This window comes from Burkholderia sp. COPS, from assembly GCF_019425585.1.
Classification (GTDB): Bacteria; Pseudomonadota; Gammaproteobacteria; order Burkholderiales; family Burkholderiaceae; genus Burkholderia; species Burkholderia cepacia.
The window spans coordinates 229,988-252,473 of the sequence record NZ_WIXR01000002.1; the positions used below are offsets into that span (position 1 = coordinate 229,988).

Here is a 22,486-nt window from a genome sequence, read left to right on the forward strand (position 1 = left end):
TTTCCTTTCGTTTCGATGCGGCGCGGTGCGTAGCAGGCGGCGCGTCGGCCTGCCGTCATCAAGTGATGGCCAGGTGTAATGCGCTGCAGCATGATCGTTCGGTACCTCGCCACGGAATCGAACCGCTTTTATCGTCCCGATCCGTCTGCAACGCCGCGACGTGTCGCAGTCCGTCGGCAACCTCCACGCGCGTCATCGTCGTTCGACCCCTCGCCTGACGCCGACCTCCCGGGGCGTTCGACGAAGCCAATCCGTCACGTCGGATCGTGGGCCTTCACGCCTTGATCAACAGGGTGGAATTTCAGTACCGTAGCAGGCTTGATCGCCAGGCTCCCATCGCGCCTCCTTGAGTCGCCTGGTGTGTGACATCCAACCATGCGCCGGTCGTCGACTCCGGCGAAGGAGTGTTGAACGTGACGGTGACAGGAACGGACGAGCGGGTGATCCGACGTGCCAGCGCGCTGGATGCGCCGGGCGTCCTGGAGATCTTCGATGAAGTGATTGCGTGGTTCGTCGACATCGGCAACGACGGGCAATGGGGCCGCGAGCCCTGGTCGACGCAACCGAAGCGGATTGCGCTCGTGACGGAAGCGTGTGCGCTGCCCGACGCGTGGGTGGCGGAATCGCCTGACGGCCGCATCCTGGGCGCATTGATCCTGGGCGAATCGATGCCCTATGTGCCGCCCGCGACCGAGCCGGAAATCTACGTGAGGGTGCTGGTCGCGTCGCGCGATGCGCGGGCGCGTGGTGTCGGCCGGCGGCTCATGGCCTTTGCGGATGAGCGCGCCCGGGCTGCCGGCGTGGCCCGCTTGCGGGTGGATTGTTATGGGGGCGGGACCGGCGCACTGGTGCGCTTCTACGAGTCCTGCGGGTATGAGCGGCTGTCGACCTTCGATGTGGACGGGTGGCCGGGACAGTTGTTGGGGCGCAATCTGTGACGGTGCAGGTCAGCCGCTTCGCATGCGGCGCATCAGCCGACGCTCGATGCGCCGCCCGTGAAAAGGCTGCGGTAGCGGTCGGCAGTGTAGCTTTGCCGAATCCGCCACGTGGTATTCGCCCGTTTCCGCGCGGCGTGATGTGGACGGGTGGCCGATTCCGCTTTGCCGCCTCCCCGCGGCTTCCAGTGTGATGACGGTTTGAACGCGCGTGCCGGTTGGCCGGGCAGGCCGGCACGGCGCCTGTCGAGTCGGGCGCTTGTGCCAACCGTTCCGTCAGCCGGAAACGGCCGGTGGTGCGACAGACGCCAAGTGGGCCGACGAGCCGGGATGCGCGGGCGTCTCGTTCACACCATGCGCAACCGGCAGCGCAACCCGCACATAAACAAACGCCCGCCGCTCGCGATCGGGCAACACCTGCGGTCCGTAGCTGATCGTGACCGTGCCGTCGCGGAGCTCGCCCGCCTGCGCGAAACGCCATGCGCCGGGGTCGCTGTCGAGCAGGAATTCGGCGCGTGCATACGCGAGCGGTTCGAACCGCTCGGGAATCGCGACCGGGCGCCCGTCGAGTTTGTCGAGCAACGCTTCGGCCACGTCGAAGCCGTAGCCGTCGCGCACGATGTCGCAGATGAAGCTGCCGGCGATTCGCGGATTCAGTTCGATCACATGCGGCACGCCGTCGTGCACGATGCAGTCCAGGTGCACCGGCCCCCACGTCAGCCCGGCGGCCGCCGTTGCGCGCGTACCGACGTCGATCAGCGCGCGCAGCGTCGGCGTGTCGAGATCGAGTTCGGACGTATAGCCGCGTTCGAGAAAGCCGGCGCCATGCCGCTTCAGCTTGCGCATCGCGCCGACATAGCGCCCGTCGAAATACTCGACGCAGTATTCGCTGCCGCCCAGGAATTCCTCGATCACGATGCGCTCGGTCGCAAGCGCCTGTGCATCGGCTCGAACGGCGGCTCGAGCGGCGGCGAGTGCGTCGAGTTGAGCGCGCACGTCGGCGATGTCCTCGCAGCGCCGCACGCCGTCGCTCGCCGAGCCTTCCGACGGCTTGACGACGACCGGGAAACGCAGCGGAGCGGCCGCGGCGGCGAGTGCCGCCCGCGCGGCCAGCGTGCCCGTGACGAATTGCGCAGCCGGGATGCCGTGCGCGGCGAGCAGTGCCTTCTGGTTCGACTTCGACACCGCGTGCGCGACGTGGCGCGCATCGGGGCCGGGCAGGCCGAGCGCGTCGGCGACCCACGCGGCGGTGCGCGCATAGGTGTCGTGCGCGGTCGTCACGCGCAGCGTGTCGATCTCGTCCGGATAGCGCGCGCGCAGCCAGCCGGCGAGCAGCGCGGCATCGGGTTCGAGATGGATCGTCTCGACGCCGTCCGGAAAGACGCCGTCCAGACTGTGACCGGGCGCGGTGATGACGGTCACGGCCACCTGGCGGGCGAGCGCGCCGCGCACGAGCGCGAGGCTGCTGCCGGTGGCGCGTGCGCCGATCACGATGAGTCGCTTCATGCTGGATCCTTGATCGGAGAAGAAGGGGGGCGTCGCGCGCCGGCTAACGTGCACGCCGGCGCAGGCGCTGTGCCTCGAGGCGCGGCAGCAGATGCTGGACGACGCGCGGGAGCGTGTAGATCGGCAACTGTGCGCACGTGAACACGAGCGCCATGGTGGGCGTCGCGGCGAGCCCGAGCGCGGCCCACATCAGACCGACGTTGCGATTGGCGACGATCAGCGCGACATTGAGCCGTGTGCGGACGTCGCCGGGCGTGAGCCCGTACGCGATGATCTGGAAGCCCGCGTTGACGGCCGGCCATCGTGCCGAGCGCGAACACCAGCAGCGCGGCAACGACGGTCGCATCGATCGGCGTCGCATAGCGGTCGAGCCGGGAACCCGCGAACCGCCGCACGAGCAGCGCAACGCCCTCGGCGCTGCCGATCAGCAGCGCGAGCCGCAATGCGAGATTCAACGGCGAGATCGACACGGCCGCGTCGTGGCTGAACCAGGCCGTCAGCAGCGGCGCGGTGAGCGGGACGAACACCATCGATGCGAGCGTCGCGACGAGCGCGACGCTGGCGTCGAGCGACAGCATCCGCGCGATCGTCGACGTGCCGCTCGACGGCGGCGCGCAGTACGCGATCACGAGTGCGACGACCCAGTCGTACGGCATGCCGGCGAGCCGCGCGGCGATGCCGAGTGCGACCGGGCACGCGATCATCGTCGCGGCGGGCAGCAGCAGCGACACGGCCGGCCGCCGCGCGACCGCGCGCACGGCGCTCGGCTCGACGCGCAGCAGCGTGCCGAGCACGAACAGGAACACGGTGACGGGCATCAGCGGCCGCGCGAGGTCCGCGAGCGGCGGCACCAGCAGCCCGAGGCCGACGCCGCCCGCGAGCACCGTCGGGCCGCGCCGCACCAGCGCGGCAATCAGCGTGCGCACGAGGGCGCCTCGGGCCGGTGGTGAGCGGCGGCGAAGCCGGGGCAGGCGGCGGATGGCATGCGGTTTCCTCGAAAGGGGGCGGGCCGGTACGGGATATCCATCAGGCTATTCCTGATTATTGGCGAAGTAAAATGATATAAACTGCATCAGTAACAAGAGATGATGATATGAACATTCCTCTGCTCGAAACCTTCCGGGCCGTCGTTCAGGAAGGCAGCGCGCTGCGCGCGGCCGAACGGCTCGGCTGCACGCAGTCGAACGTCACCGCGCGCCTGCGCCAGCTCGAGGAGTCGCTCGACGCGCCGCTGTTCGACCGGCACGGCAAGCGGCTGGTGCTGAACGACGCGGGGCGCCGGCTGATTCCGTATTGCGACCGCATCCTGCGCCTCGTCGACGAAGCGACGCAGGTGGTGCGCGAGACGCCGGTCGCGCGCAGCTTCCGGCTCGGCTCGATGGAAAGCACGGCGGCCACGCGGCTGCCGGCGCTCGCCGCCGCGTTGAAGGCGCACGATCCGGCGCTCGGCCTCACGGTGCAGATCGGCAGCGAGCCGGATCTGGCCGACGCGCTGCTGCGCGGCCGGATCGACGCCGCACTGACCGCGCGCGCGGTCGTCCGGCCCGGGTTGCGCTACGAGCCGGCGTTCGCCGAGGAGATGGTGCTGGTGAGCGCCGCCACCGTCACGCGCCGGCAGGTACTGGCCGACAACACGGTGCGGCTGCTCGCGTTTCACGACGGCTGCCCGTATCGCGCGGTGGCGGAGCATTGGCTGAAGGCGCGCGGCATCGCGATCGGGTCGGTGGCGTCGTTCGGCACGTTCGGCGCGATCCTCGGCTGCGTGGCGGCCGGCATGGGCGTCGCGATCCTGCCGAAGCGGATCACGACCGAGCAGGTGGCGCGCAAGGAGCTGCGGACGCACGCGTTCGACGATCTCGACAACGTGACGACCTATCTCGTCACGCCCGAGGAAGCGCCCGCGCTGCCTGAGCTCGACGCATTGCGCGCGGTGCTCGGCCGGCAGGCGGGTGCGCTGCTAGCGCGTTAGCGAAGTACAACCGTGGCGCACGGCACGGCACGGCACGGCACGGCACGGCACCGCACCGCATGCGCGGCGCCGATCGCACCACGCGGAGACACTAGGCCGACTCGACCGCCCGTTCGTCCGCGAAGAAATCGGCCTCGATCTCGCGGATGCGCCGGCAATCCTCGAGCAGGCGCTCGAACGTCGGGCTGTAGAGGCCGACCGTGCCGAGCGCCGTCTGCAGGTCGGTTGTCACGCGCAGCGTGTCGCCCACCTTGGCCCATTGCTTGAGCCCGACGAATGACGGCAGCGCCTGGATCGCCTGCCAGGTGAAGTCCTGCCGGAGCACGCCGTTGCGCGACGACAGCAGCAGCACGTGCCCGCAGTAACCGCGGAAATCGGTCGGCGCGGCGGCTTCGCCGAACAGCCGCTCCGGATGCAGCACGGCCTCGACGGCGGCCGATACATGGTTCTCGCCGCTGACCGCGCTCGTCAGCCGCGGATCGAGGCTGCCGTGCAGCCGCGCGTTCAGCTCGACGATCGTCGGGCCGTCCGCCGTATCGAACAGTTCGAGATGGGTCGGCCCGAAGCGGACTTCCAGCGCGTCGAGCACGTCGGCCGCGTAGTCGAGCAGCGGCGCGTAACGCGGGTCGGCGTGATTCAACACGAGCATCTTGTCGAGCCTTGGTGCATGCGTGCGGTCGCGGTGCACTTCCCACAGGCTGACCACCCGATGGCGGCCTTCGAAGGACACCGAATCGACGATGTATTCCTGCCCCTCCGAATAGCTCTGGATCACGATGTCGTCGTTCGGCTGGTTGTAGAGCGAGCGGGTGGCGAGCACGTCGCGTGCGGCGGCCTCGACCTGGTCGAGTGTCCGGCAGATCTTCACGCCGGCGACGCCCGCGCTGCGGGCCGGCTTCACCACGAGCGGCAGCCTGCCGTGCGCGCGCGCCCATTCGAGCGTGGCGTCGACCGACGTGCTGTGGAAGTGGGACGGTGCGCGCAGGCCGGCCTGGCGGATGCGCTCGTTCATCGCGTACTTGTCGCGGCGCGCGGCCGAGGTCGCGAGCGGATTGCGGTACGGCACGTCGAGCCGCTCGGCCAGCGTGTCGGCCAGTTCCAGCGCCGCGTCGAGGCCGTGCAGCACCGCGCCGATCCGCAGGTCGGCCAGCTGCGCGAGCGTCGCGTCGAGGTCGCCGCGATGCTGGACCTGGCGGATGTAGTCGGACGGGACGAACTGGTTCCGGTAGATTTCCGGCAGGTCGGGGTCGCTGATCACGTGCGCGCAACGGATGCCGTAGGCGCGAAACGCGGGTGCCAGATAGGCGGCTGTCGACGCGCCGTCGACGATCAGGACGGTATCGATGAAGCGATGCGGCATGGATTCCTCGCTGGGCTGTGGGATCGGTTGAAGGAGGCGGCCGGCGCGGGCTCAGGCTCGCGGGCCGGGTTCGGGCGTATCGCCGGGCCAGCGTGCGGCCAGCACGATGCAGACGGCCACGAGCGCGGCCGCGACGGCGAATGCGCGTGACGCGCCGGCCACGATCGCGGCGCCCTGGCCCGCGACCAGCGCGCCGAGCGCCGCGACGCCGACGGCTGCGCCCACCTGGCGCGCGGTATTGAGGATCGCCGACGCGGTGGCCGAGCGGCCGGCCTCGACGCTGCCGAGCAGCGTCGACGTCAGCGCGGGAATCGCGATGCCACCGCCGATCGCCATTGCCGCGAGCCCCGGCGCGAGCAGCGCATATGGGGTATGCGCGCCGAGCGTCCGCCACAGCCACACGTAGCCCGCGAGCGACACGACGAGCCCGACGATGACGGTCGCACGGAATCCGTGGCGCACGGCGAGGCGCGCGCTCGCGATGTTGGCGAGCATGATGATCGTGAGCGGCGCGAGTGCGAGCCCCGACTCGGTCGCGGTGAAGCCGCGCGCATTCTGGAAATAGAGGCTCAGCGAGAAAATCAGCCCGTAGAACGCGGCATTCGTGATCGCGCCGATCGCGAGCACGCCCGGCACGCGCGCAATCCGGAAGAACGCGAGCGGCACCATCGGCGCGGCCACACGGCGCTCGATCGCGACGAACAGCGCGCCGAGCACGACCGATGCGGCCAGCGCACCGGCCGCATACGGGTCGCCCGGCCCCTGCGCGCCGGCCCGGATGATCCCGCCCGTCAGCAGCGCGAGCACGAGCACCGCGACGATCTGGCCGGCCGGATCGAACAGCCGCGTGCGGGCGGCGGCCGAGTCCCGCACATGGCGCACCGTGAGCCACAACCCGGCCGCGCAGATCGGCAGGTTGATGAAGAAGATCGCACGCCAGCCGAGCGAATCGATCAGCAGCCCGCCGAGCGTCGGCCCGGCCGCGCTGATCGCGCCGCCGGTCGCGCTCCACCACGCGACGGCCTTTACGCGCGCGGCGGCATCGTTCGCGCACGCATGTGTGATGAGCGCGAGCGACGTCGGCAGGATCATCGCGGCGCCGACGCCCTGCGCGACCCGCGCGGCGATCAGCGCGGCCAGCGACGGCGCGAGCGCGCAGCCGAGCGATGCCAGCAGGAACAGCGCGAGGCCGTACGCGAACAGCCGGCGGCTGCCGAAGCGGTCGGCCAGCGTGCCGGACGTCAGCAGCAGCGCGGCGAACGACAGCGTGTACGCATCGACGATCCACTGCAGCCCATGGACGCTCGATCCGAATGAATGGCCGAGGCTCGGAATCGCGACGTTGACGACGGTCACGTCGAGCTGAACGATCGCGAAGCCGAGGCTCGCGGCCGCGACGGTCGGAAAGATCGCGCGCAGCGACGTGCGATGCGGCGGTGCGACGGCGGCCGGCGCGCCGCCGAGCGCCTGGGCGCGATCGCTCATTGCGGCCTCCGTGCCGCGTGGCGCGCAAGGCAGTAAGCGGGCAGGGTCACGTCGTGACCGGACGAACGGCGCAGCAGGCGGAATCGGGTCATCGGGCAGATTTCCGTAGGGCGGAGGAAGGGCGCCGGCTGCCGATCGACGGCCGGCCGCATCGTCGAATCCGACAGAAAACTAGCATCGACCTGCTAACGAATACAAATAATAACCAGCGATTTTTTAACCACCTTTCGTGTTAAGGCGTGGCGCGATCGACGCTGCCTGACGCCGCCGGGATTGCTGAACTTATATCGAAAATTTTTGTTTGCAATCGATTTAATATCATTTCGCAATGCAATGACGGTCTCCTAGTCTTGTCGAGCGCTGCGCCCCGAGGACGGCAACGCGCAGCGGCGGTGCCATGCCGCTCTTCGAACCCCGATCTTTATACGAGAGACCTATGACCTATCTCGCAGATGAACGCATCGTCTTGACGGCAGCGGAGTCCGGTCACATCCGGAAGACGCTCGGCGCACTGGCCTACGATCCGGCCGGCGGCGCGGGCTACATCAGCGCGGTGCGCAAGCTTGCCTACAACGCGTTTCCCGACCGGATCGTCGACGCGTTCGATCGCGCGAAGGCGCCGACCGCCGACGCGCACGGCTCGATCGAGATCGACAACCTGCCGATCGACGACGACGTGAAGGGCAGCCCGAGGTTCGAGGAGACCGGCCGCTCGTTCAAGGCCGGCGTGTTGAGCGAGAACGTGCTGGTCGCCCTGAGCACGCTGGCCGGCGAGCCGTATTCGATCGCGCACGAAGGCCGCGAGCTCGTGAACAACCTCACGCCGCACAAGACGACCGCGCGCGACTACACGGGCCTCGGCTCCGAGGTCGAGCTCGATTTCCATATCGAGAACGCCGCGCAGGCGCACATGCCGGAAGGCGACACGTCGCCGTTCGCGTTGCTGCTTCTCGGCGCGCGCAGCGAAGCCGGCGGCGGCCCGTACACGCGGCTCGCCGACGCGCGCCGCGCGCTGCAGCTGCTGTCGCCGGATGACATCGCGCAACTCTACGGCGAGCACTACATCATCCGCGTGCCGTACCGGTGGCGCGGCGCGGCGCCGACGCCGCGCGACAACACCGACCTGAGCGCGGTGCTGTCCGGGCCGCTCGACGCGCCGCGCGTGACGGTCGCGTTCTATCCGGACATGGTGCTGGCGGTCAATGCGCGCGCGCAGGAGGCGCTGGCCAACCTGTATCGCGCGGTGCGCGAAGTGTCGTTCGGCGTGCAGGTACAGCCCGGCAAGCTGGTGCTGATCAACAACCATTTCACGCTGCATTCGCGCGATCGTTTCGATCCGCAATACGACGAGAACGACCGGGCATTCCGCTGGGTGCAGCGCGTGTTCGTCGCGCGCAGCCTGTGGAACTTCCGCGCGTTCACGCCATTGCAGGCGCGGGTCTTCGATCCGAAGGCGCTGTATGCGGGCGACGCGCATGCAACGCGCCCGTCGCCGGTCGCGCAACCGGCGCCGCAACGCGCGGCCGCCGCAGAACTCGAGGCGGCGCCCGCGTGAGCGGGCCTGGAACGCCGGCAGGAGAAGGGCGGCGAACGGGCGGTGAGCATCGTTCGGCGCCGCCCGCGTTCGGCACACGCTTCGAAAAACATCAAGGAATCCGGAAGACATGAGAAGAACAGCATTTCCCGCAGCACGCATCGCTCGCACGCTGGCCGCCGTCCTGATCGGCGGCAGCGTCGCCGCGCAGGCCGCGACGTTCGACCTGAGCCCCGAGCAGCCGGGCCGGCAGCGCGGCACCGTGAACCCGGCGGTCGAGCAGGCATTGCCGGCCGGCTACCGGTTTGCCGAAGCGGGCACGTTGACGATCGGCATCGCGCCGAACCTGCCGCCGCTCAGCACCTATGCGACCGATGCGCGAACGGTCGTCGGCTTCGATCCCGATCTCGCCCAGCTCGTCGCCGACAGCATCGGCCGCAAGCTGAAGATCGTGCCGCTCTCGTGGGCCGACTGGCCGCTTGCGCTGCAGTCCGGCAAGGTCGATGCGGTGATCTCGAACGTGACGGTGACCGAACAGCGCAAGGAGAAATTCGACTTCTCGACCTACCGGAAGGATCAGCTCGGCTTCTACGTGAAGAACGGCAGCCGGATCGCGTCGATTCGCGAGCCGAAGGACGTTGCCGGGTTGCGCGTCGTGACCGATTCGGGCACGAACCAGGAGAAGATCCTGCTCGAATGGAACCGGCAGAACGTCGCGCGCGGCCTCGCGCCGGTCGAGATCCAGTACTACGCGGATGCGGCGGAGCGCTGGGTCGCGCTGCAGTCGGGGCGCGTCGACACGATCTTCAGCGTGAACTCGATGCTCGCGTACCAGGCGTCGCTGCGCGGCGACGCGAAGCTGATCGGCACCGTGAGCGGCGGCTGGCCGCGCACCGCGGACATCGCGATCACGACGCGCAAGGGTAGCGGCCTCGCCGATCCGCTGACGGTCGCGATCAATGCGCTGATCGCGAACGGCAGCTACCGGAAGGTGCTCGGCCGCTGGAGTCTCGACGCCGAAGCGATCGACCGGTCGCAGACCAATCCGCCGGGGCTGCCGCGCACCTGAACCGCCCGGGCGCCGATCGCCGCGATGCTCAGGTGACCGGCCACTGCAGGATCACGATCCCGTCGTTGTAGTCGGCATCGGCGCCGTCCTCGGCGCCGAGCCAGCCGAGCCAGACGGTGTCGCCCGCGGACAGCGGCGCGAGACGCGCATCGGTCGCGGATTTCCTGCCGTTGGCGGACGCGTCGATCCGGATCTTCCCGCTCTTCGAGTTCAGCGTGAACAGCCTGACGCCGTCGTCGCTGTTGCCGGTAAACGACGCGGCCGGTTCCGGCGCATCGTCGATGAAGAGCCGGAGGTCCTGCCGGTCGGCGGCATTCGCGTAGAAGATCGCCTTGAACGCGGTATTCGGCGGCAGCGTGAAGTTGCCGTTGCGATCCGACGACGGCTTGAAATCCTGCTGTTTCTCGGCCGGCTGGCCGGCGCCGATCTCGATCGACGTTTCCCAGCGGAAATAACCCGACACGGTGCCGTCGCGGTCGAACACGGCGAAATCGGCCGTGCACGTGGTGGCGCCCGCGGCCAGCACGTCGCTGCGCCAGTAGTGGTCCTTCATCGGATGGCACGGCGGATGCAGCAGGTCGTCGGCATCGGGTACCGGCGCGGCCGCGTCGCGTATTTCCGCTTCGAACGGCGCGACGATGCCCGCATCCTTCAACGCGAACCGGACGAACAGCACGCTCGCCTCGGCGCGCAGTGCCAGCGCGGTCTCGCGCAGGCGCAACTGGTCGCCCGGCGACAGCCCGGCAAAGAGCCGGCTGTCGTTGTGGCCGAGCTGCGCGGCGTCGCCGGGGCTCACCACGTACAGGTGCCGGCCGTCGATCACGGTCGGCGCGTCGGGGTCCCGGCTCGCCTCCGGGTAGGCCGACAGCAGCGTGACGGCGTCGACGATCACGAGCACATCGGAACGAAGACCAGGCATGAGCGCTTCCTCCGCAACAAGGGGTTGATGCGGGCAGCCGCCGCGCGGCCGCCCGCCTGCCGCGATCAGTTATGGATCGAGATGAACGGATCCCACGAGAAGCAGCCCTGGCTCTGGCAGTTGCGATCGATGATCTGGAACTGGAAGTGGTAAGTCACGCGGCCGACCTTCAGGCATTCCGACGACCAGTAGTAGTTCGCGACCTTCTGGCAGGTCGGCACCTCGGGCTTGCTGGTGTTCGGCACCGGGATCGACGCTTCCGCGACGCGCGGCGTCGGCGTCGAGATCAGTTCGTTGCCGACGTTGCCGATGAACTTGTAGAACACCACCTGGTTCTCGAAGCCCAGCGACAGGCTCGTTTCACGCCAGCGGATCAGGTCGCCGACCTGCGCCTTCAGGTCGAGTTCGCCGCCCGCCTGCCCGGACACCACGTTGTCCTGGTTGGTGACCATGTACACGTGCTTCCAGTCGATCAGCGTCGGGCTATTCGGATTCTTGCTGGGATTCGGATATTTCTTGAGGATGGTTTCGGTATCGAAAGAGACGAGCACATCGGTAACGCGTGACATAGAAGCTCCCGTTTGAATGAATGGGAATTATTGTTGCGCGAATTACGTCGCGCAGTCGCCATTGCCTTGTCATGCAAGGCTCGTCGCCGTTCGATGCCCGTGCTGGCGAGATGGCGAAGGCAGGTTATCCCGTTCGGTTGTTTATGGAAGCTGTAAAAGTAAACAGGGTATTTAATTTGTTTTGGTCGGTAATTTTAAAACCGGAATCAATCGGATTCATGCGTGACATAAATATGCCGACATTGAATCTGTTAATTGAATGACCGATTATTTTCGGGGGCGGCGGGGAGGGGCGTTCAACGATAGGTCCAGAGCCGGTGCAGCAGGAACGTCGTCGGCGGAATCAGCAACGCGATCGCGACGATGCTCATTGCGCGGGACACGTCGAGCGCTTCGGCCGCGCGCGCGAGCAGCAGGGTTTCGACGAAGCCGGCGAGCGTGACGGCGAGAAAGCGCACCGCGTTGCGCGTGCGCACCGCCGACGAAAAGCTCCACAGCGTGTTCGCGAGATACGAGAACGCCGTCGCGCAGAGGAACGCGATCGTGTTCGCCGTCACCAGCGTCGCGTCGAACCGCGCGAACAGCGTCGCCGCGACCAGCGTGTGGATCGCGGTCGAGCAGAGGCCGGACACGCCGAAGCGCACGAGGCGCGTGCGCTCGGCATCGAGCAGGCCGATCATGGCCGTCGCCGCGCGTCAGCGTTCGCCGATCCGCGCACGGGTCGGCTGCACGCGCCGGCGAGCGCTCTGGCGGCGCGCATCGCGCGCGACCCGCAGCTCGACCACCTTGCCGTGCGTCTGGTAGCGGCGGCGGATCAGGTAGACGGGCCGTTGCTTCGACTCGTCGTAGATCCGCCCGATGTATTCGCCGACGACACCGATCCCGATGAGCTCGATGCCGCCGATGAACAGCGTGACCGAGATCAGCGACGCGTAGCCGAGTACCGGATTGCCGAACAGCAGCGTGCGGAGGATGATGAACGCGCCGTACAGGAACGCGAGCGCGGCGATGCCGACGCCGATGTAGGTCCAGCTGCGCAGCGGCACGGTGCTGAAACTGGTGATGCCTTCCAGCGCGAAATTCCACAGCTTCCAGCCGGAAAATTTCGAGTGCCCGGCACTACGCGCGTCACGCTGGTATTCGACGATGACCGTCCGGTAGCCGACCCATGCGAACAGTCCCTTCATGAACCGATGCCGCTCAGGCAGGCTGCGCAGCGCGTTCACGACCTTGCGGTCCATCAGCCGGAAATCGCCGACGTTCTCCGGCAGTTTCACGTCCGACAGCAGGTTGTGCACGCGATAGTAGATCGCGGCCGCGGTGCGCTTCGCGAACGAATCGCACGCGCGGTTGCTGCGCTTCGCGGCGACGACTTCCGCACCGTCGCGCCAGTGTTCGATCATCACGGGAATCAGGCTCGGCGGGTCCTGCAGGTCGGCGTCGAGCGGGATCACCGCGTCGCCGAGGGCTTCGTCGAGACCGGCCGTGAGCGCCGCTTCCTTGCCGAAGTTGCGGGTCAGGTCGATCACCCGCACGCGCCGTTCGCCGGTGCCGATCCGGATCAGCCGCTCGAGCGTATCGTCGCGGCTGCCGTCGTTCACGCAGACGATCTCGAACCGGATGCCGTCGATGGACGTCATCAACGGCATCACGACGTCGAAGAAGCGCTCGACGGCCTCGCCTTCGTTATAGAACGGCACGACCAGCGATACGAGCGGTATATAGAGTGGTTCCCGCATGATGATTTCCCCTGTGATGTCGCTTCACCGATGCGCGCCGATGGTCGGTCGGCCGGTGCGGCGCAATCCGTACGCCGGGCGGTGGTGCGTTCTGGCCGAATGGGTGAACGCTGTGTCGGTCGAGTGATCGCGCGCGTCCGGCATCGACGGCACGTCGCGCCGGTCCCGGGCGATCCGGCTGACGAGCAGCCCGAGCGATGCCAGCGTGACGAGCGGCATGAACTGGAACGACAGATGCGGCACGACCGCGAGGCCCGCGAGCGGCGTCAGCCACAGCAGCGTCAGCCATTCCCGGTCGAAGCGCCGCCAGCCGTGCGTCCACGCATAACGCGCGTACCACGCGATCACGAGGCCGTACCAGGTCAGGTCGTAGTCGTACAGATAGGGGCTGACGAGCAGGCACGCGCACGCGAGCGTCGCGGCGCGCAGCGCGTACGCGCAGTCGCCGCGCCACGCATAGACGACGGCGATCGCGGCGACCGCGGCCGACAGCAGTTGAAGGGCGTTGGCGACGGAAGCGGGCAGGCCTGCCATCGCGGCCAGCGCGAACAGGGTCGGCATCCGCGCGAGCTTCGCATGGCCGGTGCTGATGACCTGGTAGACGTCGTGCATCCCGTGTGCGAACGCGATCCACGAGTCGGTGCCGAACGCGAGCGTGGCGAGCGCGACGCAGGCGGCGATCGTCGCCGCCCACGCGGCCAGCGTACGCCACTGGCCGGCGCACAGCAGCGCGAGCGGGAACAGGATGGCGATCTGCGGCTTCATCATCAGCATGCCGAAACAGATCCCGGCCCAGACGGGCCGGCGCTTCAGCAGCAACAGGCCGAGGCCGCCGAGCGTCGCGGTAAACAGGCTCGTTTGCCCGATGACGACGGTGATGAATGCGGCGGGGAAGGCCAGCGCGCACAGCCACGCGGTGCCGCGCTGCACGGTCGCCTGCATGACGACGGCGAACAGCACATACGTGACGCCAAGCCAGAGCACGACGGCCGGCGTGTACGGAAGCCAGCCGAGCGGCAGGACCAGCAACAGCATGCTGGGCGGATAGAGCCACAGGAGCATGCCGTCCTCGAGATTCATTCCCGGGACGGCGAGTTGCTGGATCGTGAACAACGCGCTGAAATGCCAGACGTCGGCGGCACGACCGTGCGCGGCGAGCCATGCGGCGCTCCAGATCGCGGAGAAATCCTCCGACAGCGGCACCAGCGCGGCGTCATGCTGCAAGTACATTCGGGCGATGTAGATGCCGATGAACAGCAGTTCGGCCAGCAACGCGGCGCCGGCATAAACGCGCACGCGATCTCGATTGAGCCAGTGAGGATAACGGCGCGGGCCGGCGATCGGGAGTTCCGGGTGCGCATCCGTCTCGGGACGGGCGTGGAAAACGGAATGGGGCGTTTTCATCGCGAGCTCCGGGGCGAGTACTGCGCGGTGCGGCGAACGACGACGAACAGCACGGCAAGCAGCACGATCGGGCCGATCTGCGGCAGCTTCATCAGGCGGTTCAGCATTTCGAAGATCGGCAGCAGCCAGGCGAGCACGATCACGGCCTGGTCACCGGGCAGCCAGCCTTCATCGAAGCCGTGGGCGATCAGGCAGAAGATCGCGATACCGAGCCAGGTCAGCTCGTAGTGCCACAGATACGGTGTAGTCAGCAAGGTGGCGACGGCCAGTACCGCGCCGCGCAGGCGCATGTCGGGCGTGCGCCGCCAGACATCGACGGTTGCCGCGATCGCGAGCAACGCGATCGCGGCCTGCGCGGCCAGGGCAGCCGGCACCGGGAAACCCGAGAGCCGCAGCGCGGCGAACGGCGTCGGCGAAGCGAGCCAGTAGGACGGCAGCATGAAGTGCTGGCCGCGCACCGTCGCCACGGCGTCGCCCAGCCCATGCAGTGCGCCCGTACCGGTCAGCGCGATCCCGGCCGCCGCGAACAGCGTGGCGCTGATTGCCGCCGCCGCGAACGTGCGCCACGCGCGCGCCGCGATCAACGCGAACGGGAACACCACGGCCAGCTGCGGCTTGATCGCGAGCAGCCCGATCAGCACGCCGGCCGCGACCGGGCGCTTGCCGAGCAGATGCAGCGCGAGTGCGGCGAGGCCGGCGGTCAGGATGCTGTTCTGGCCGAACAGCGCGGACATGCACACCGCCGAATACGCGACCACGACGATCGCCGCGGCGTGCGGCACCGGAAGATGCGCGCGCAATCCCGACAACCGCGAGACGGCGAGCGCGTAGCATAAAAGACTGCCCGCGAAAAAGAGGAAATATGCGGGCAGGAAAGGCACAAGGGCAACCGGAGCGATGAACAGCAACATCGTCGGCGGATAGAGCCAGGGAAGCGACCGGTGCTGCAAATACGTGTCGAATTGTGCGAGCTCGGCCTGCAGGAACAAGGAAGGGTCGTAGGCCGAAGCGGCATGGCCTTGCAACACCAGGTGCGATGCGGTCCAGAAGACGGAGAAGTCGACGCCCGGGCGCACGGCGGCGTTCGACGTGAAGCCGTTCGTCACGAAGCCCCAGACAATCAGCAACGCGGCGAAGAGCATCAGCATGATGCAGCTGTACGGAACGATCCGGTCGGCTGTGAGCCATTGAGCACAGCGTATAGCGCGAACGCGCGACCCACGATTGGCTGTGTACATGATTCCCCGTATGTGTGTAGAGGCTGCATGGTTTGTCGCAGCCGTTTCATGTTCTGTCGTGCCTGCGGATCGAATCGCATTGAAATCGCGTCGTCCGGTGAATTCATTGTTGAAGAAAAAATCGCGTGATGCAAATCGCCCGCTGAAAGCCGGAATCCGGATTGACCGGTGACGCACGTGAAAACGGTGTTTTCAGGTATGAGAAATCGACGTTTCCGGATTTCATGTTTCTGCTTTGAAACATTCGGCCAATTTGACCGGCTCGGCATCCGGCCGGCCACATGAGGCACAGGTCGTATCGCGTGTGCGGGAAAGTCCCGAGAAAATTTTTTGGGTCCTTGGCGGAGCGCGGCGGCAGGCATTCAGGCTTGCAACGCTTGCGCGGAAACCTATATCAATTTTGAAACATTTCACGCGCCGGGCCCCCGGCCGGGGAACCCGGGCATCGCCGGAACCCTTGATGCATCTCGATTCCGCTCGAGGTGGCCTGCTCTTTGCGTAAGCGTTGGCACGGCAGTCGACGAGGTGACGACCGGGCGGTTCCGGCAAAAGACAGACGGAACCCGCATCGGAATCACCGGCGGAAAGAAGGGCCGGAGCGCGTCGGGGAACACGCAGCTCCAGGTCGATCAACCGCGCAAGCCTTCGTCGAGTGACCAATGAGCCCCGGTATCGTCAGGGCAATAAAAAGTCGGCATGGCCGAATATGGGGAATAAAAATGAAAGACCACAGCACATCACGGTTCGAGAACCGGATTAAAAACATATTGCAGCTTATCCGGGAGATTGTTTCCCGTTCATCTGGATTCCATGCGTCGAACGGCCGTCGTGCCGTTCCGGTCGACCGGATTGCCCGGCTTGTCCGGCTTGTCCGACCTGTCGCACCGTACACGCCTCTCTCGCATTCTGCCTCACTGATACCCGTTCGCGCGGACAGGGATGTGCATCCCCGTTCCCGCAGCTGAGCGTCGCGTTCCGATTTTTCGCGTAGTGCCGGTGGTGCCCGTCCCGACGTCGCACAAGACGAAGGGTATTCAATAGCAGTCCGAAAGGAGAGTACCTATGACAAGAGTCATCGAAAAGATCGCCTGGTTCGTCGAGGATCGGGAAGGCGTGACGGCCATCGAGTACGGCCTGATCGCCGCGCTGATCGCACTCGGCATCGTCGTCGCGTTGACGACGATCGGTACGGACCTGTCGACCGTGTTCAGCACGATCGCCTCGAGTCTGGACTCGGCGGTAACAGCACTCTGATGGACGGTACGACGAACGGAACATTCGAATCGCTCGTCGACACCACACGGCAGCAACACCCTGCCTCGACGTATCGATGCACGGTCAACCGACCAGCCGGCACGCGAGGATTTTGAAAGTCACCACGCAAGGAGATCATCATGACCAAGTTCATTCAACAAGCCGCCCGTTTCGTTCGCGACGAAGACGGCGTGACCGCCATCGAATACGGCCTGATCGCAGCACTGATCGCGGTCGGCATCATCGTGGCCGTCACGGCGGTCGGCACGCAGCTGAAGACCGTGTTCACCACGATCGCTGCCGACCTGACCGCGGCCGTGTGAGGCCGTTGAAAAGCAGAGCGTGCGGACGGCTCGGCCGGTGCAGCGATCGAGCCGCTCCCACGCATCGGATGACCGGGAACCGGAGACCATCATGCAAACCAGGGTGCGTGTCGCAGGCCCCAGGATCGGCGCGGAGCAGCGCGCGACGTCGATCGGGTATGCATCCGTCGCGGCGACGTTCGCCGTCGCGGTGCTGGGCAGCGTCGTCACGCCGAAAGGCTCGCTTGCCAATACGTACGCGGTGATCGCAACGGCCGTCACGGCCGCCGTGGCCACTGCGTTGGCAATGGTTTCCTGATCCTTCGATTCGCTCAGCGAGGTTCGCCATGTTGCTCGTTGCGCCGTCTTACCCGATTCCGTTGTGCGTGACGCTGCTCGCGGTATCCGCGGCCGGCACGGACATCGTGGCCCGCCGCATCCCGAACGGCCTCGTCGCGCTCGGACTGGCGGGCGCGCTGGTCGCCCAGTGCGTGCTGCACGGCGTCCTGGCAGGCGCACTCGCCTGGCTTGCCGGCGCGGCGACCGGCTTCGCGCTGCTGCTGCCGTTCTACCTGCTGCGCGGGATGGCGGCCGGCGACGTGAAGCTGATGGTCGCGATCGGCGCATGGGTCGGCGCGGAAATGACCTGTTACATCGTGCTGGCCACGTTCCTGGCCGGCGGGATCGGTTCGCTCGCGGTCGTGCTGTTGCGCGGCCGGATGCGCCAGATGTGGACGAACGTCCGCGCGCTGATCGCGCGGCATTCGCGAGGAACGCGCGGGGAGGCCGCCGACGGCCCCGCGGAAATCGTATCGGTCGGCTCGCTGCCGTATGGCGTAGCGATCGCGGCCGGCACGCTGGCCATGCTGTTCGCGTCGCACACCTAGCGCGATGCACCCGCAACGAGGATCGAACGACCATGAACACGAACCATACCGAACCGAGACGCGACGCGCAGGTGGCCCATCTGCCCGATCCGTTGCCGTCGCGGGAGGCCCGCACGAAGCTGGGCGCGCAATTGCCGGCGGCGCCGCGCTCGCTCGACGAAACGGGACTGAGCAAGACGTTCGTTGCCGGCCTCGTGCTGAAGTCGACGCTGATGCTCGGCCGCCCGTCGTACGGCGACCTGGTCGAGCGGCACTGCCTGCCGCTCGCCGTGCTCGACGACGTCTTTGCATTCCTGGTGCGCGAGCACCTCGTCGAACTCACCCATCGCGGCGCGACCGATCTCGACGTGACGTTCCGCCTGACCGACGCGGGCCGCGTGCTGGCGCTCGAGGAACGGGCGCGCAGCGGCTACAGCGGGCCCGCGCCGGTGACGCTCGACGCGTATCTCGAATGCGTGGCGGCTCATTCGGTGCGCAAGCTGCACATCGGCCAGAGCGACGTGTGGGCCGCCTTCGAAGACATCGTGATCGACACGTCGGTGCTCGACGCGGCGGCCGCGGCGCTCAATGCGGGCCGCCCGCTGCTGATCCACGGCCCGGCCGGCAGCGGCAAGACCTTTCTCGCCGAGCGGCTCGGCTCGCTGATGCGCGGTTACGTGCCGGTGCCGCACGCGATCTGCGCGGCCGGCGAGGTGATCCAGGTCTACGACCCGCTCGTGCATGTCGACGCGGCGTCGCAGCCCGGCGGCCAGTCGGTCGATCGCCGCTGGCGCCTGTGCGAGCGGCCGGTCGTGATGTCCGGCGGCGAACTGACGCTCGACGAGCTCGACCTGCGCCGCGACGAAGCCGCGGGCTTCTACCAGGCACCGCCGCACATGAAGGCGAACATGGGCATGTACGTCGTCGACGATCTCGGCCGCCAGCGCGTCGAGCCGCGCGACCTGCTCAACCGCTGGCTACGCCCGCTCGATCGTGGCGTCGATTTCATGACGCTCGAATCCGGCAACCGCTTCGTGATGCCGTTCGACGTCTGGCCCGTGTTCTCGAGCAACCTGGCGCCCGAACAGTTCTGCGACGACGCATTCATGCGTCGCCTCGGCTCGAAGATCCACGTCGGCGCGCTGTCGATCGACAACTACCGCGCGGTGTTCGACGCGGCGTGCGCATCGCTGGGCCTCGTCGCGGCGAGCGATGCCTTCGACTACCTGCTGCACCACCTGCATCTGCCGACCGGCAAGGCGTTTCTCGCGTGCTTCCCGGCAGACCTGCTGCGACTCGTCGCCGCCGGCGCGCGCTATCGCGGCGATCCGGCCGAGGTGACGCACGACGCACTGTACGACGCGTGGGCGAGCTATTTCGGCGCGGGACCTGAACGGGAAGGCGTCCATCCGCCGCCCGTCGAGCGCGGCGGACGCACCTTCATCACCGGTTGAGCCGTTTCTTTCACGATTCGTCGAGGAGCATTGCCATGAAAAACAGTCGAGCGATCCTGATGCTGGTCGTCGCGATGGTCGCGGGTCTTGCCGCGGTCGTGTTCGCGTCCCGCTGGCTGATGCAGACATCCACGAGTTCGGTCACGTCGGTTGCGGTGGCGGCCACCGACCTGAACCTGGGCGAACCGCTCGGGCCGAACCAGATCCGCATGGTGAACTGGCCGTCGGGCAGCGTGCCGGCCGGCGCGTTCACCGATACCAAGGCGCTCGAAGGGCGCGTGGTACGCACCAGCCTGTCGCGCGACGAGCCGGTGATCGAATCGAAGCTCGCGCCGGTCGGCACGAAGGGCGGGCTGTCCGCGGTGATCTCGGACGGCAGCCGCGCGATCACGGTGCGCGTGAACGACGTGGTCGGCGTCGCGGGCTTCGCGCTGCCGGGCAACTACGTCGACGTGATCGTCAACACGCAGGAACAGCAGGGCAAGACCGACGGGCAGAGCATCTCGAAGATCGTGCTCGAGCACATCCTCGTGCTCGCCGTCGCGCAGCAGGTGAGCCGCGACGACACGGCGCCGAAGGTCGTCAACGCGGTGACGCTGGAAGTCACGCCCGACCAGGCCGAACGGCTCGACCTCGCGCGCAGCGTCGGCACGCTGTCGCTCGTGCTGCGCAACCAGATCGACCAGAAGACGCTGAACACCGACGGGGCGACCAAGATGACGCTGCTCGGCAAGGAGCCCGCACCCGAAGCACCCGCGGCGCCCGCTCGCGTCCGGACGGTACGCGTGCACGTCGCATCGCATGCGGCGCCGGAAGCGCGGCGCGACTGCGTCGGCGTGCTCACGGGTGTAAGGGGCAGCGTCGAGTGTTTCTGAAGCAGATCAACACAGTCACATAAACGGCCGCCGGCAACGCGGCGGCCCTGGAAGTCGATAACCGGCACGGAGCCGGTCTCTCGGGGGATCAGACGAAATGAAGATCAAACCGCAATGCACGGATACCGGCCCGCTGCGCACACGCGTCGCACGGGGCACGATGATGGCCGCGATCCTTTGTTCGGGATGGCTCACGGTTTATGGCGCACTCGCGCAGGAAGGCGTCGAGTCGGCGGCGCTGACGAAGGGCGGCGCCAGCGCGCCGGCCGCGGTCGGCAAGGGGCCGATGCAGATGACGATCAGCATGGCGCCAATGGCGGCCGCCGCGCCCGCCGCGTCGGCAGGGCCGCTGCGCGGGCCGAACTGCGTCGGCGCCGTGCGCGAATCGACCAGCGTCAGCGTGCCGCTCGGCAAGTCGCTGCTGGTGCCGATGCCGGAGCCGGTCCGTAACCGGACGATCGGCAATCCGGCCGTCGCGCAGGCCACGATGGTGTCGCCGCAGACGCTGTACATCCTCGGGCTCGCGGTCGGCACGACGAACATGATCGTGCAGGGCAAGAGCGGTGCGTGCCGCGTGATCGATGTGGCAGTCGGCGCGGATGCCGGCGGCCTGCAGGCGTCGTTGCAGCAGCTGATGCCGACCGAGCGCGACATCCGCGTGACGACCGCGGCCGGCACGATCGTGCTGTCGGGCACCGTGTCGAGCTCGCAGGCCGCACAGCAGGCCGTGCAGATCGCGCGCGCCTACGGCGACAGCGCCGGCGACCCGGCCGCGGGCGGCAAGCAAAGCGGCGGCGGCGTGCTGAACATGCTGGCCGTCACGTCGCCGCAGCAGGTGATGCTCGAGGTGAAGGTGGCCGAGGTGTCGAAGACGCTGATGAACCAGATGGGCAGCGCGCTCAACATCCAGGGCGGGTTCGGTTCGTGGAGCGGGGCGCTGGTCACCAACCTGCTCGCGGGCGTCGCGAGCGGCGTCGCGTTCAGCAAGGCGAACAACAAGCCGTTCAACCTCGCGGCCGACGCGCAGAACACCGACAACCTGGTCAAGATCCTCGCGGAGCCGAATCTCGTGACGATCAGCGGCCAGGAAGCGACGTTCCTCGCCGGCGGCAAGATCTTCATCCCGATCCCGCAGAGCAGCGGCAACGGCACGTCGTCGATCACGCTGCAGGAAGAGGAATTCGGCGTCGCGCTGAAGTTCACGCCGACCGTGCTCGCCAACGGCCGGATCAGCCTGAAGGTGGCGCCGGAAGTGTCGGAGCTGTCGCAGACGGGTGTCACGCTGAGCGCGACCAACATCGGCGGCACGTCGATCCTGCCGCTGATCACGACGCGGCGCGCATCGACGACGGTGCAGATGAGCGACGGCGAATCGTTCGCGATCGGCGGGCTGATCAAGGACAACGTGACGGGCGCGCTGAAGGCGCTCCCGGGCGTGGGTGAGGTGCCGGTGCTCGGCGCGCTGTTCCGCAGCACGTCGTTCCAGCAGGATCGCACCGAGCTGATCTTCCTGATCACGCCGCACCTGGTGAAGCCGCTGCAGACCGCCGACGTGCCGCTGCCGACCGACAGCTTCTCGAAGCCGAACGAAGTCGACGTGTACGCGACGGGCAACATGGAAGGCCGCGGTGGTGTCCGCAAGCCCGGCGCACAGCCGGCGAACGGCGCGGCAGCTGCGCCGCAGGCACCGGCCCAGGCACCCGCACCGGCGCCGCAACCGGAAGCCCCGGCCGCCGCGGCCGCCGCGCTGCCCGCACCGCGTGTGCCGCAAGGCGCGGACGCGCAGCCGCCGGTACCGGCCGAGCCGCAGAAGACGCCCGCGCCGGTGGCGGCTGCCGTGCCACGGCCCGACGCAGCCAACGCAGCCCGTGTCGCGCGCATCGAAGCCACCGCCGCGCGTCTTGCCGCGGCCGGCCCGGCCACACCGGCCCAGCCGACGCACCGGCTCCCGGTGGCCGCCCATGCGCAGGTCGCCCGCTCGGAATCCGAGTCCACCGATCGTTGATGC

22 protein-coding genes are annotated in these 22,486 nt (G+C 67.7%); 12 read left to right on the forward strand and 10 right to left on the reverse strand.

What is annotated here, in order from left to right; all coding sequences use genetic code 11:
* Window positions 1–362 precede the first annotated feature (362 nt).
* Window positions 363–938 (forward strand): GNAT family N-acetyltransferase, encoded by a 576-nt coding sequence (locus FOZ70_RS01550; RefSeq protein WP_346656379.1) that lies wholly within the window; start codon window positions 363–365, stop codon window positions 936–938.
* A gap of 273 nt (window positions 939–1,211) precedes the next feature.
* On the opposite strand, the gene FOZ70_RS01555 is transcribed toward FOZ70_RS01550, so the two are convergent.
* Window positions 1,212–2,441 (reverse strand): ATP-grasp domain-containing protein, encoded by a 1,230-nt coding sequence (locus tag FOZ70_RS01555; protein ID WP_081070064.1) that lies wholly within the window; start codon window positions 2,439–2,441, stop codon window positions 1,212–1,214.
* A complete protein-coding gene (locus tag FOZ70_RS01560; protein ID WP_258025513.1) occupies window positions 2,438–3,367 on the reverse strand; it encodes a hypothetical protein in 930 nt (309 codons plus the stop codon). The genes FOZ70_RS01555 and FOZ70_RS01560 overlap by 4 nt, the downstream gene beginning before the upstream one ends.
* 167 nt (window positions 3,368–3,534) lie before the next feature.
* On the opposite strand from FOZ70_RS01560, the gene FOZ70_RS01565 reads away from it, so the two are divergent.
* Window positions 3,535–4,410: a LysR family transcriptional regulator gene (locus FOZ70_RS01565; RefSeq protein ID WP_219704812.1), complete on the forward strand. Its 876-nt coding sequence runs from the start codon at window positions 3,535–3,537 to the stop codon at window positions 4,408–4,410.
* A gap of 91 nt (window positions 4,411–4,501) precedes the next feature.
* Here FOZ70_RS01565 and FOZ70_RS01570 read toward each other — a convergent pair whose 3' ends face one another.
* Together FOZ70_RS01570 and FOZ70_RS01575 are read right to left on the reverse strand one after the other, a co-directional pair.
* A complete protein-coding gene (locus FOZ70_RS01570) occupies window positions 4,502–5,770 on the reverse strand; it encodes an ATP-grasp domain-containing protein (protein WP_059648663.1) in 1,269 nt (422 codons plus the stop codon).
* A gap of 51 nt (window positions 5,771–5,821) precedes the next feature.
* A complete protein-coding gene (locus FOZ70_RS01575) occupies window positions 5,822–7,255 on the reverse strand; it encodes an MFS transporter (RefSeq protein WP_219704813.1) in 1,434 nt (477 codons plus the stop codon).
* Window positions 7,256–7,691: 436 nt separating this feature from the next.
* On the opposite strand from FOZ70_RS01575, the gene FOZ70_RS01580 reads away from it, so the two are divergent.
* The gene (locus FOZ70_RS01580) at window positions 7,692–8,810 is read left to right on the forward strand and encodes a TauD/TfdA family dioxygenase (protein WP_219704814.1); all 1,119 of its coding nucleotides are present in this window, start codon (window positions 7,692–7,694) and stop codon (window positions 8,808–8,810) included.
* A gap of 109 nt (window positions 8,811–8,919) precedes the next feature.
* Window positions 8,920–9,858 (forward strand): ABC transporter substrate-binding protein, encoded by a 939-nt coding sequence (locus FOZ70_RS01585; RefSeq protein WP_059648661.1) that lies wholly within the window; start codon window positions 8,920–8,922, stop codon window positions 9,856–9,858.
* Window positions 9,859–9,886: 28 nt separating this feature from the next.
* On the opposite strand, the gene FOZ70_RS37895 is transcribed toward FOZ70_RS01585, so the two are convergent.
* A complete protein-coding gene (locus FOZ70_RS37895; protein ID WP_258025514.1) occupies window positions 9,887–10,777 on the reverse strand; it encodes an AidA/PixA family protein in 891 nt (296 codons plus the stop codon).
* A 65-nt stretch (window positions 10,778–10,842) separates the two neighbouring features.
* Window positions 10,843–11,346 (reverse strand): inclusion body family protein, encoded by a 504-nt coding sequence (locus tag FOZ70_RS01600; RefSeq protein WP_027792733.1) that lies wholly within the window; start codon window positions 11,344–11,346, stop codon window positions 10,843–10,845.
* A gap of 20 nt (window positions 11,347–11,366) precedes the next feature.
* On the opposite strand from FOZ70_RS01600, the gene FOZ70_RS01605 reads away from it, so the two are divergent.
* Window positions 11,367–11,609, forward strand: coding sequence for a hypothetical protein (locus FOZ70_RS01605; RefSeq protein ID WP_219704815.1), 243 nt, complete (start codon window positions 11,367–11,369; stop codon window positions 11,607–11,609).
* A gap of 33 nt (window positions 11,610–11,642) precedes the next feature.
* On the opposite strand, the gene FOZ70_RS01610 is transcribed toward FOZ70_RS01605, so the two are convergent.
* The 4 genes from FOZ70_RS01610 to FOZ70_RS01625 are packed head-to-tail and all read right to left on the reverse strand — an operon-like array spanning window position 11,643 to window position 15,727.
* Window positions 11,643–12,026 carry a GtrA family protein gene (locus tag FOZ70_RS01610; RefSeq protein WP_060156718.1) on the reverse strand — a complete coding sequence of 128 codons (384 nt, stop codon included), beginning with the start codon at window positions 12,024–12,026 and terminating at the stop codon, window positions 11,643–11,645.
* A gap of 15 nt (window positions 12,027–12,041) precedes the next feature.
* Window positions 12,042–13,085: a glycosyltransferase family 2 protein gene (locus FOZ70_RS01615; RefSeq protein WP_021156627.1), complete on the reverse strand. Its 1,044-nt coding sequence runs from the start codon at window positions 13,083–13,085 to the stop codon at window positions 12,042–12,044.
* Between the two features lie 24 nt (window positions 13,086–13,109).
* Window positions 13,110–14,489, reverse strand: coding sequence for a glycosyltransferase family 87 protein (locus FOZ70_RS01620; RefSeq protein WP_059587472.1), 1,380 nt, complete (start codon window positions 14,487–14,489; stop codon window positions 13,110–13,112).
* The gene (locus FOZ70_RS01625; RefSeq protein WP_021156629.1) at window positions 14,486–15,727 is read right to left on the reverse strand and encodes a glycosyltransferase family 87 protein; all 1,242 of its coding nucleotides are present in this window, start codon (window positions 15,725–15,727) and stop codon (window positions 14,486–14,488) included. The genes FOZ70_RS01620 and FOZ70_RS01625 overlap by 4 nt, the downstream gene beginning before the upstream one ends.
* Window positions 15,728–16,789: 1,062 nt before the next feature.
* On the opposite strand from FOZ70_RS01625, the gene FOZ70_RS01630 reads away from it, so the two are divergent.
* The 7 genes from FOZ70_RS01630 to FOZ70_RS01660 all read left to right on the forward strand — a co-directional run bounded on the left by FOZ70_RS01630 (window position 16,790) and on the right by FOZ70_RS01660 (window position 22,483).
* Complete coding sequence (locus tag FOZ70_RS01630) at window positions 16,790–16,981, forward strand: Flp family type IVb pilin (protein WP_021156631.1); 192 nt, start codon at window positions 16,790–16,792, stop codon at window positions 16,979–16,981.
* A 140-nt stretch (window positions 16,982–17,121) separates the two neighbouring features.
* Complete coding sequence (locus FOZ70_RS01635; RefSeq protein WP_021156632.1) at window positions 17,122–17,304, forward strand: Flp family type IVb pilin; 183 nt, start codon at window positions 17,122–17,124, stop codon at window positions 17,302–17,304.
* A gap of 91 nt (window positions 17,305–17,395) precedes the next feature.
* Entirely contained in the window at window positions 17,396–17,602 is a 207-nt protein-coding gene (locus tag FOZ70_RS01640) for a hypothetical protein (RefSeq protein WP_048027263.1), read from the forward strand.
* A 28-nt stretch (window positions 17,603–17,630) separates the two neighbouring features.
* Window positions 17,631–18,170, forward strand: coding sequence for a prepilin peptidase (locus tag FOZ70_RS01645; protein WP_124467616.1), 540 nt, complete (start codon window positions 17,631–17,633; stop codon window positions 18,168–18,170).
* A 32-nt stretch (window positions 18,171–18,202) separates the two neighbouring features.
* Window positions 18,203–19,603: an ATP-binding protein gene (locus FOZ70_RS01650; protein WP_021156635.1), complete on the forward strand. Its 1,401-nt coding sequence runs from the start codon at window positions 18,203–18,205 to the stop codon at window positions 19,601–19,603.
* A 35-nt stretch (window positions 19,604–19,638) separates the two neighbouring features.
* Entirely contained in the window at window positions 19,639–20,478 is an 840-nt protein-coding gene (gene cpaB / locus FOZ70_RS01655; protein WP_042972805.1) for a Flp pilus assembly protein CpaB, read from the forward strand.
* 97 nt (window positions 20,479–20,575) lie between these two features.
* Window positions 20,576–22,483, forward strand: a complete 1,908-nt coding sequence (locus tag FOZ70_RS01660) for a type II and III secretion system protein family protein (RefSeq protein WP_219704816.1) — start codon at window positions 20,576–20,578, stop codon at window positions 22,481–22,483.
* The last annotated feature ends 3 nt before the right edge of the window (window positions 22,484–22,486 follow it).

Excerpts from the sequence above, each read along its gene's own strand:
- FOZ70_RS01555 (WP_081070064.1), bottom strand. The coding sequence starts at position 2,441 with ATGAAGCGACTCATCGTGATCGGCGCACGCGCCACCGGCAGCAGCCTC.
- FOZ70_RS01565 (WP_219704812.1), top strand. The coding sequence starts at position 3,535 with ATGAACATTCCTCTGCTCGAAACCTTCCGGGCCGTCGTTCAGGAAGGC.
- FOZ70_RS01570 (WP_059648663.1), bottom strand. The coding sequence starts at position 5,770 with ATGCCGCATCGCTTCATCGATACCGTCCTGATCGTCGACGGCGCGTCG.
- FOZ70_RS01575 (WP_219704813.1), bottom strand. The coding sequence starts at position 7,255 with ATGAGCGATCGCGCCCAGGCGCTCGGCGGCGCGCCGGCCGCCGTCGCA.
- FOZ70_RS01580 (WP_219704814.1), top strand. The coding sequence starts at position 7,692 with ATGACCTATCTCGCAGATGAACGCATCGTCTTGACGGCAGCGGAGTCC.
- FOZ70_RS01585 (WP_059648661.1), top strand. The coding sequence starts at position 8,920 with ATGAGAAGAACAGCATTTCCCGCAGCACGCATCGCTCGCACGCTGGCC.
- FOZ70_RS37895 (WP_258025514.1), bottom strand. The coding sequence starts at position 10,777 with ATGCCTGGTCTTCGTTCCGATGTGCTCGTGATCGTCGACGCCGTCACG.
- FOZ70_RS01600 (WP_027792733.1), bottom strand. The coding sequence starts at position 11,346 with ATGTCACGCGTTACCGATGTGCTCGTCTCTTTCGATACCGAAACCATC.
- FOZ70_RS01605 (WP_219704815.1), top strand. The coding sequence starts at position 11,367 with ATGGGAATTATTGTTGCGCGAATTACGTCGCGCAGTCGCCATTGCCTT.
- FOZ70_RS01610 (WP_060156718.1), bottom strand. The coding sequence starts at position 12,026 with ATGATCGGCCTGCTCGATGCCGAGCGCACGCGCCTCGTGCGCTTCGGC.
- FOZ70_RS01615 (WP_021156627.1), bottom strand. The coding sequence starts at position 13,085 with ATGCGGGAACCACTCTATATACCGCTCGTATCGCTGGTCGTGCCGTTC.
- FOZ70_RS01620 (WP_059587472.1), bottom strand. The coding sequence starts at position 14,489 with ATGAAAACGCCCCATTCCGTTTTCCACGCCCGTCCCGAGACGGATGCG.
- FOZ70_RS01625 (WP_021156629.1), bottom strand. The coding sequence starts at position 15,727 with ATGTACACAGCCAATCGTGGGTCGCGCGTTCGCGCTATACGCTGTGCT.
- FOZ70_RS01630 (WP_021156631.1), top strand. The coding sequence starts at position 16,790 with ATGACAAGAGTCATCGAAAAGATCGCCTGGTTCGTCGAGGATCGGGAA.
- FOZ70_RS01635 (WP_021156632.1), top strand. The coding sequence starts at position 17,122 with ATGACCAAGTTCATTCAACAAGCCGCCCGTTTCGTTCGCGACGAAGAC.
- FOZ70_RS01640 (WP_048027263.1), top strand. The coding sequence starts at position 17,396 with ATGCAAACCAGGGTGCGTGTCGCAGGCCCCAGGATCGGCGCGGAGCAG.
- FOZ70_RS01645 (WP_124467616.1), top strand. The coding sequence starts at position 17,631 with ATGTTGCTCGTTGCGCCGTCTTACCCGATTCCGTTGTGCGTGACGCTG.
- FOZ70_RS01650 (WP_021156635.1), top strand. The coding sequence starts at position 18,203 with ATGAACACGAACCATACCGAACCGAGACGCGACGCGCAGGTGGCCCAT.
- cpaB (WP_042972805.1), top strand. The coding sequence starts at position 19,639 with ATGAAAAACAGTCGAGCGATCCTGATGCTGGTCGTCGCGATGGTCGCG.
- FOZ70_RS01660 (WP_219704816.1), top strand. The coding sequence starts at position 20,576 with ATGAAGATCAAACCGCAATGCACGGATACCGGCCCGCTGCGCACACGC.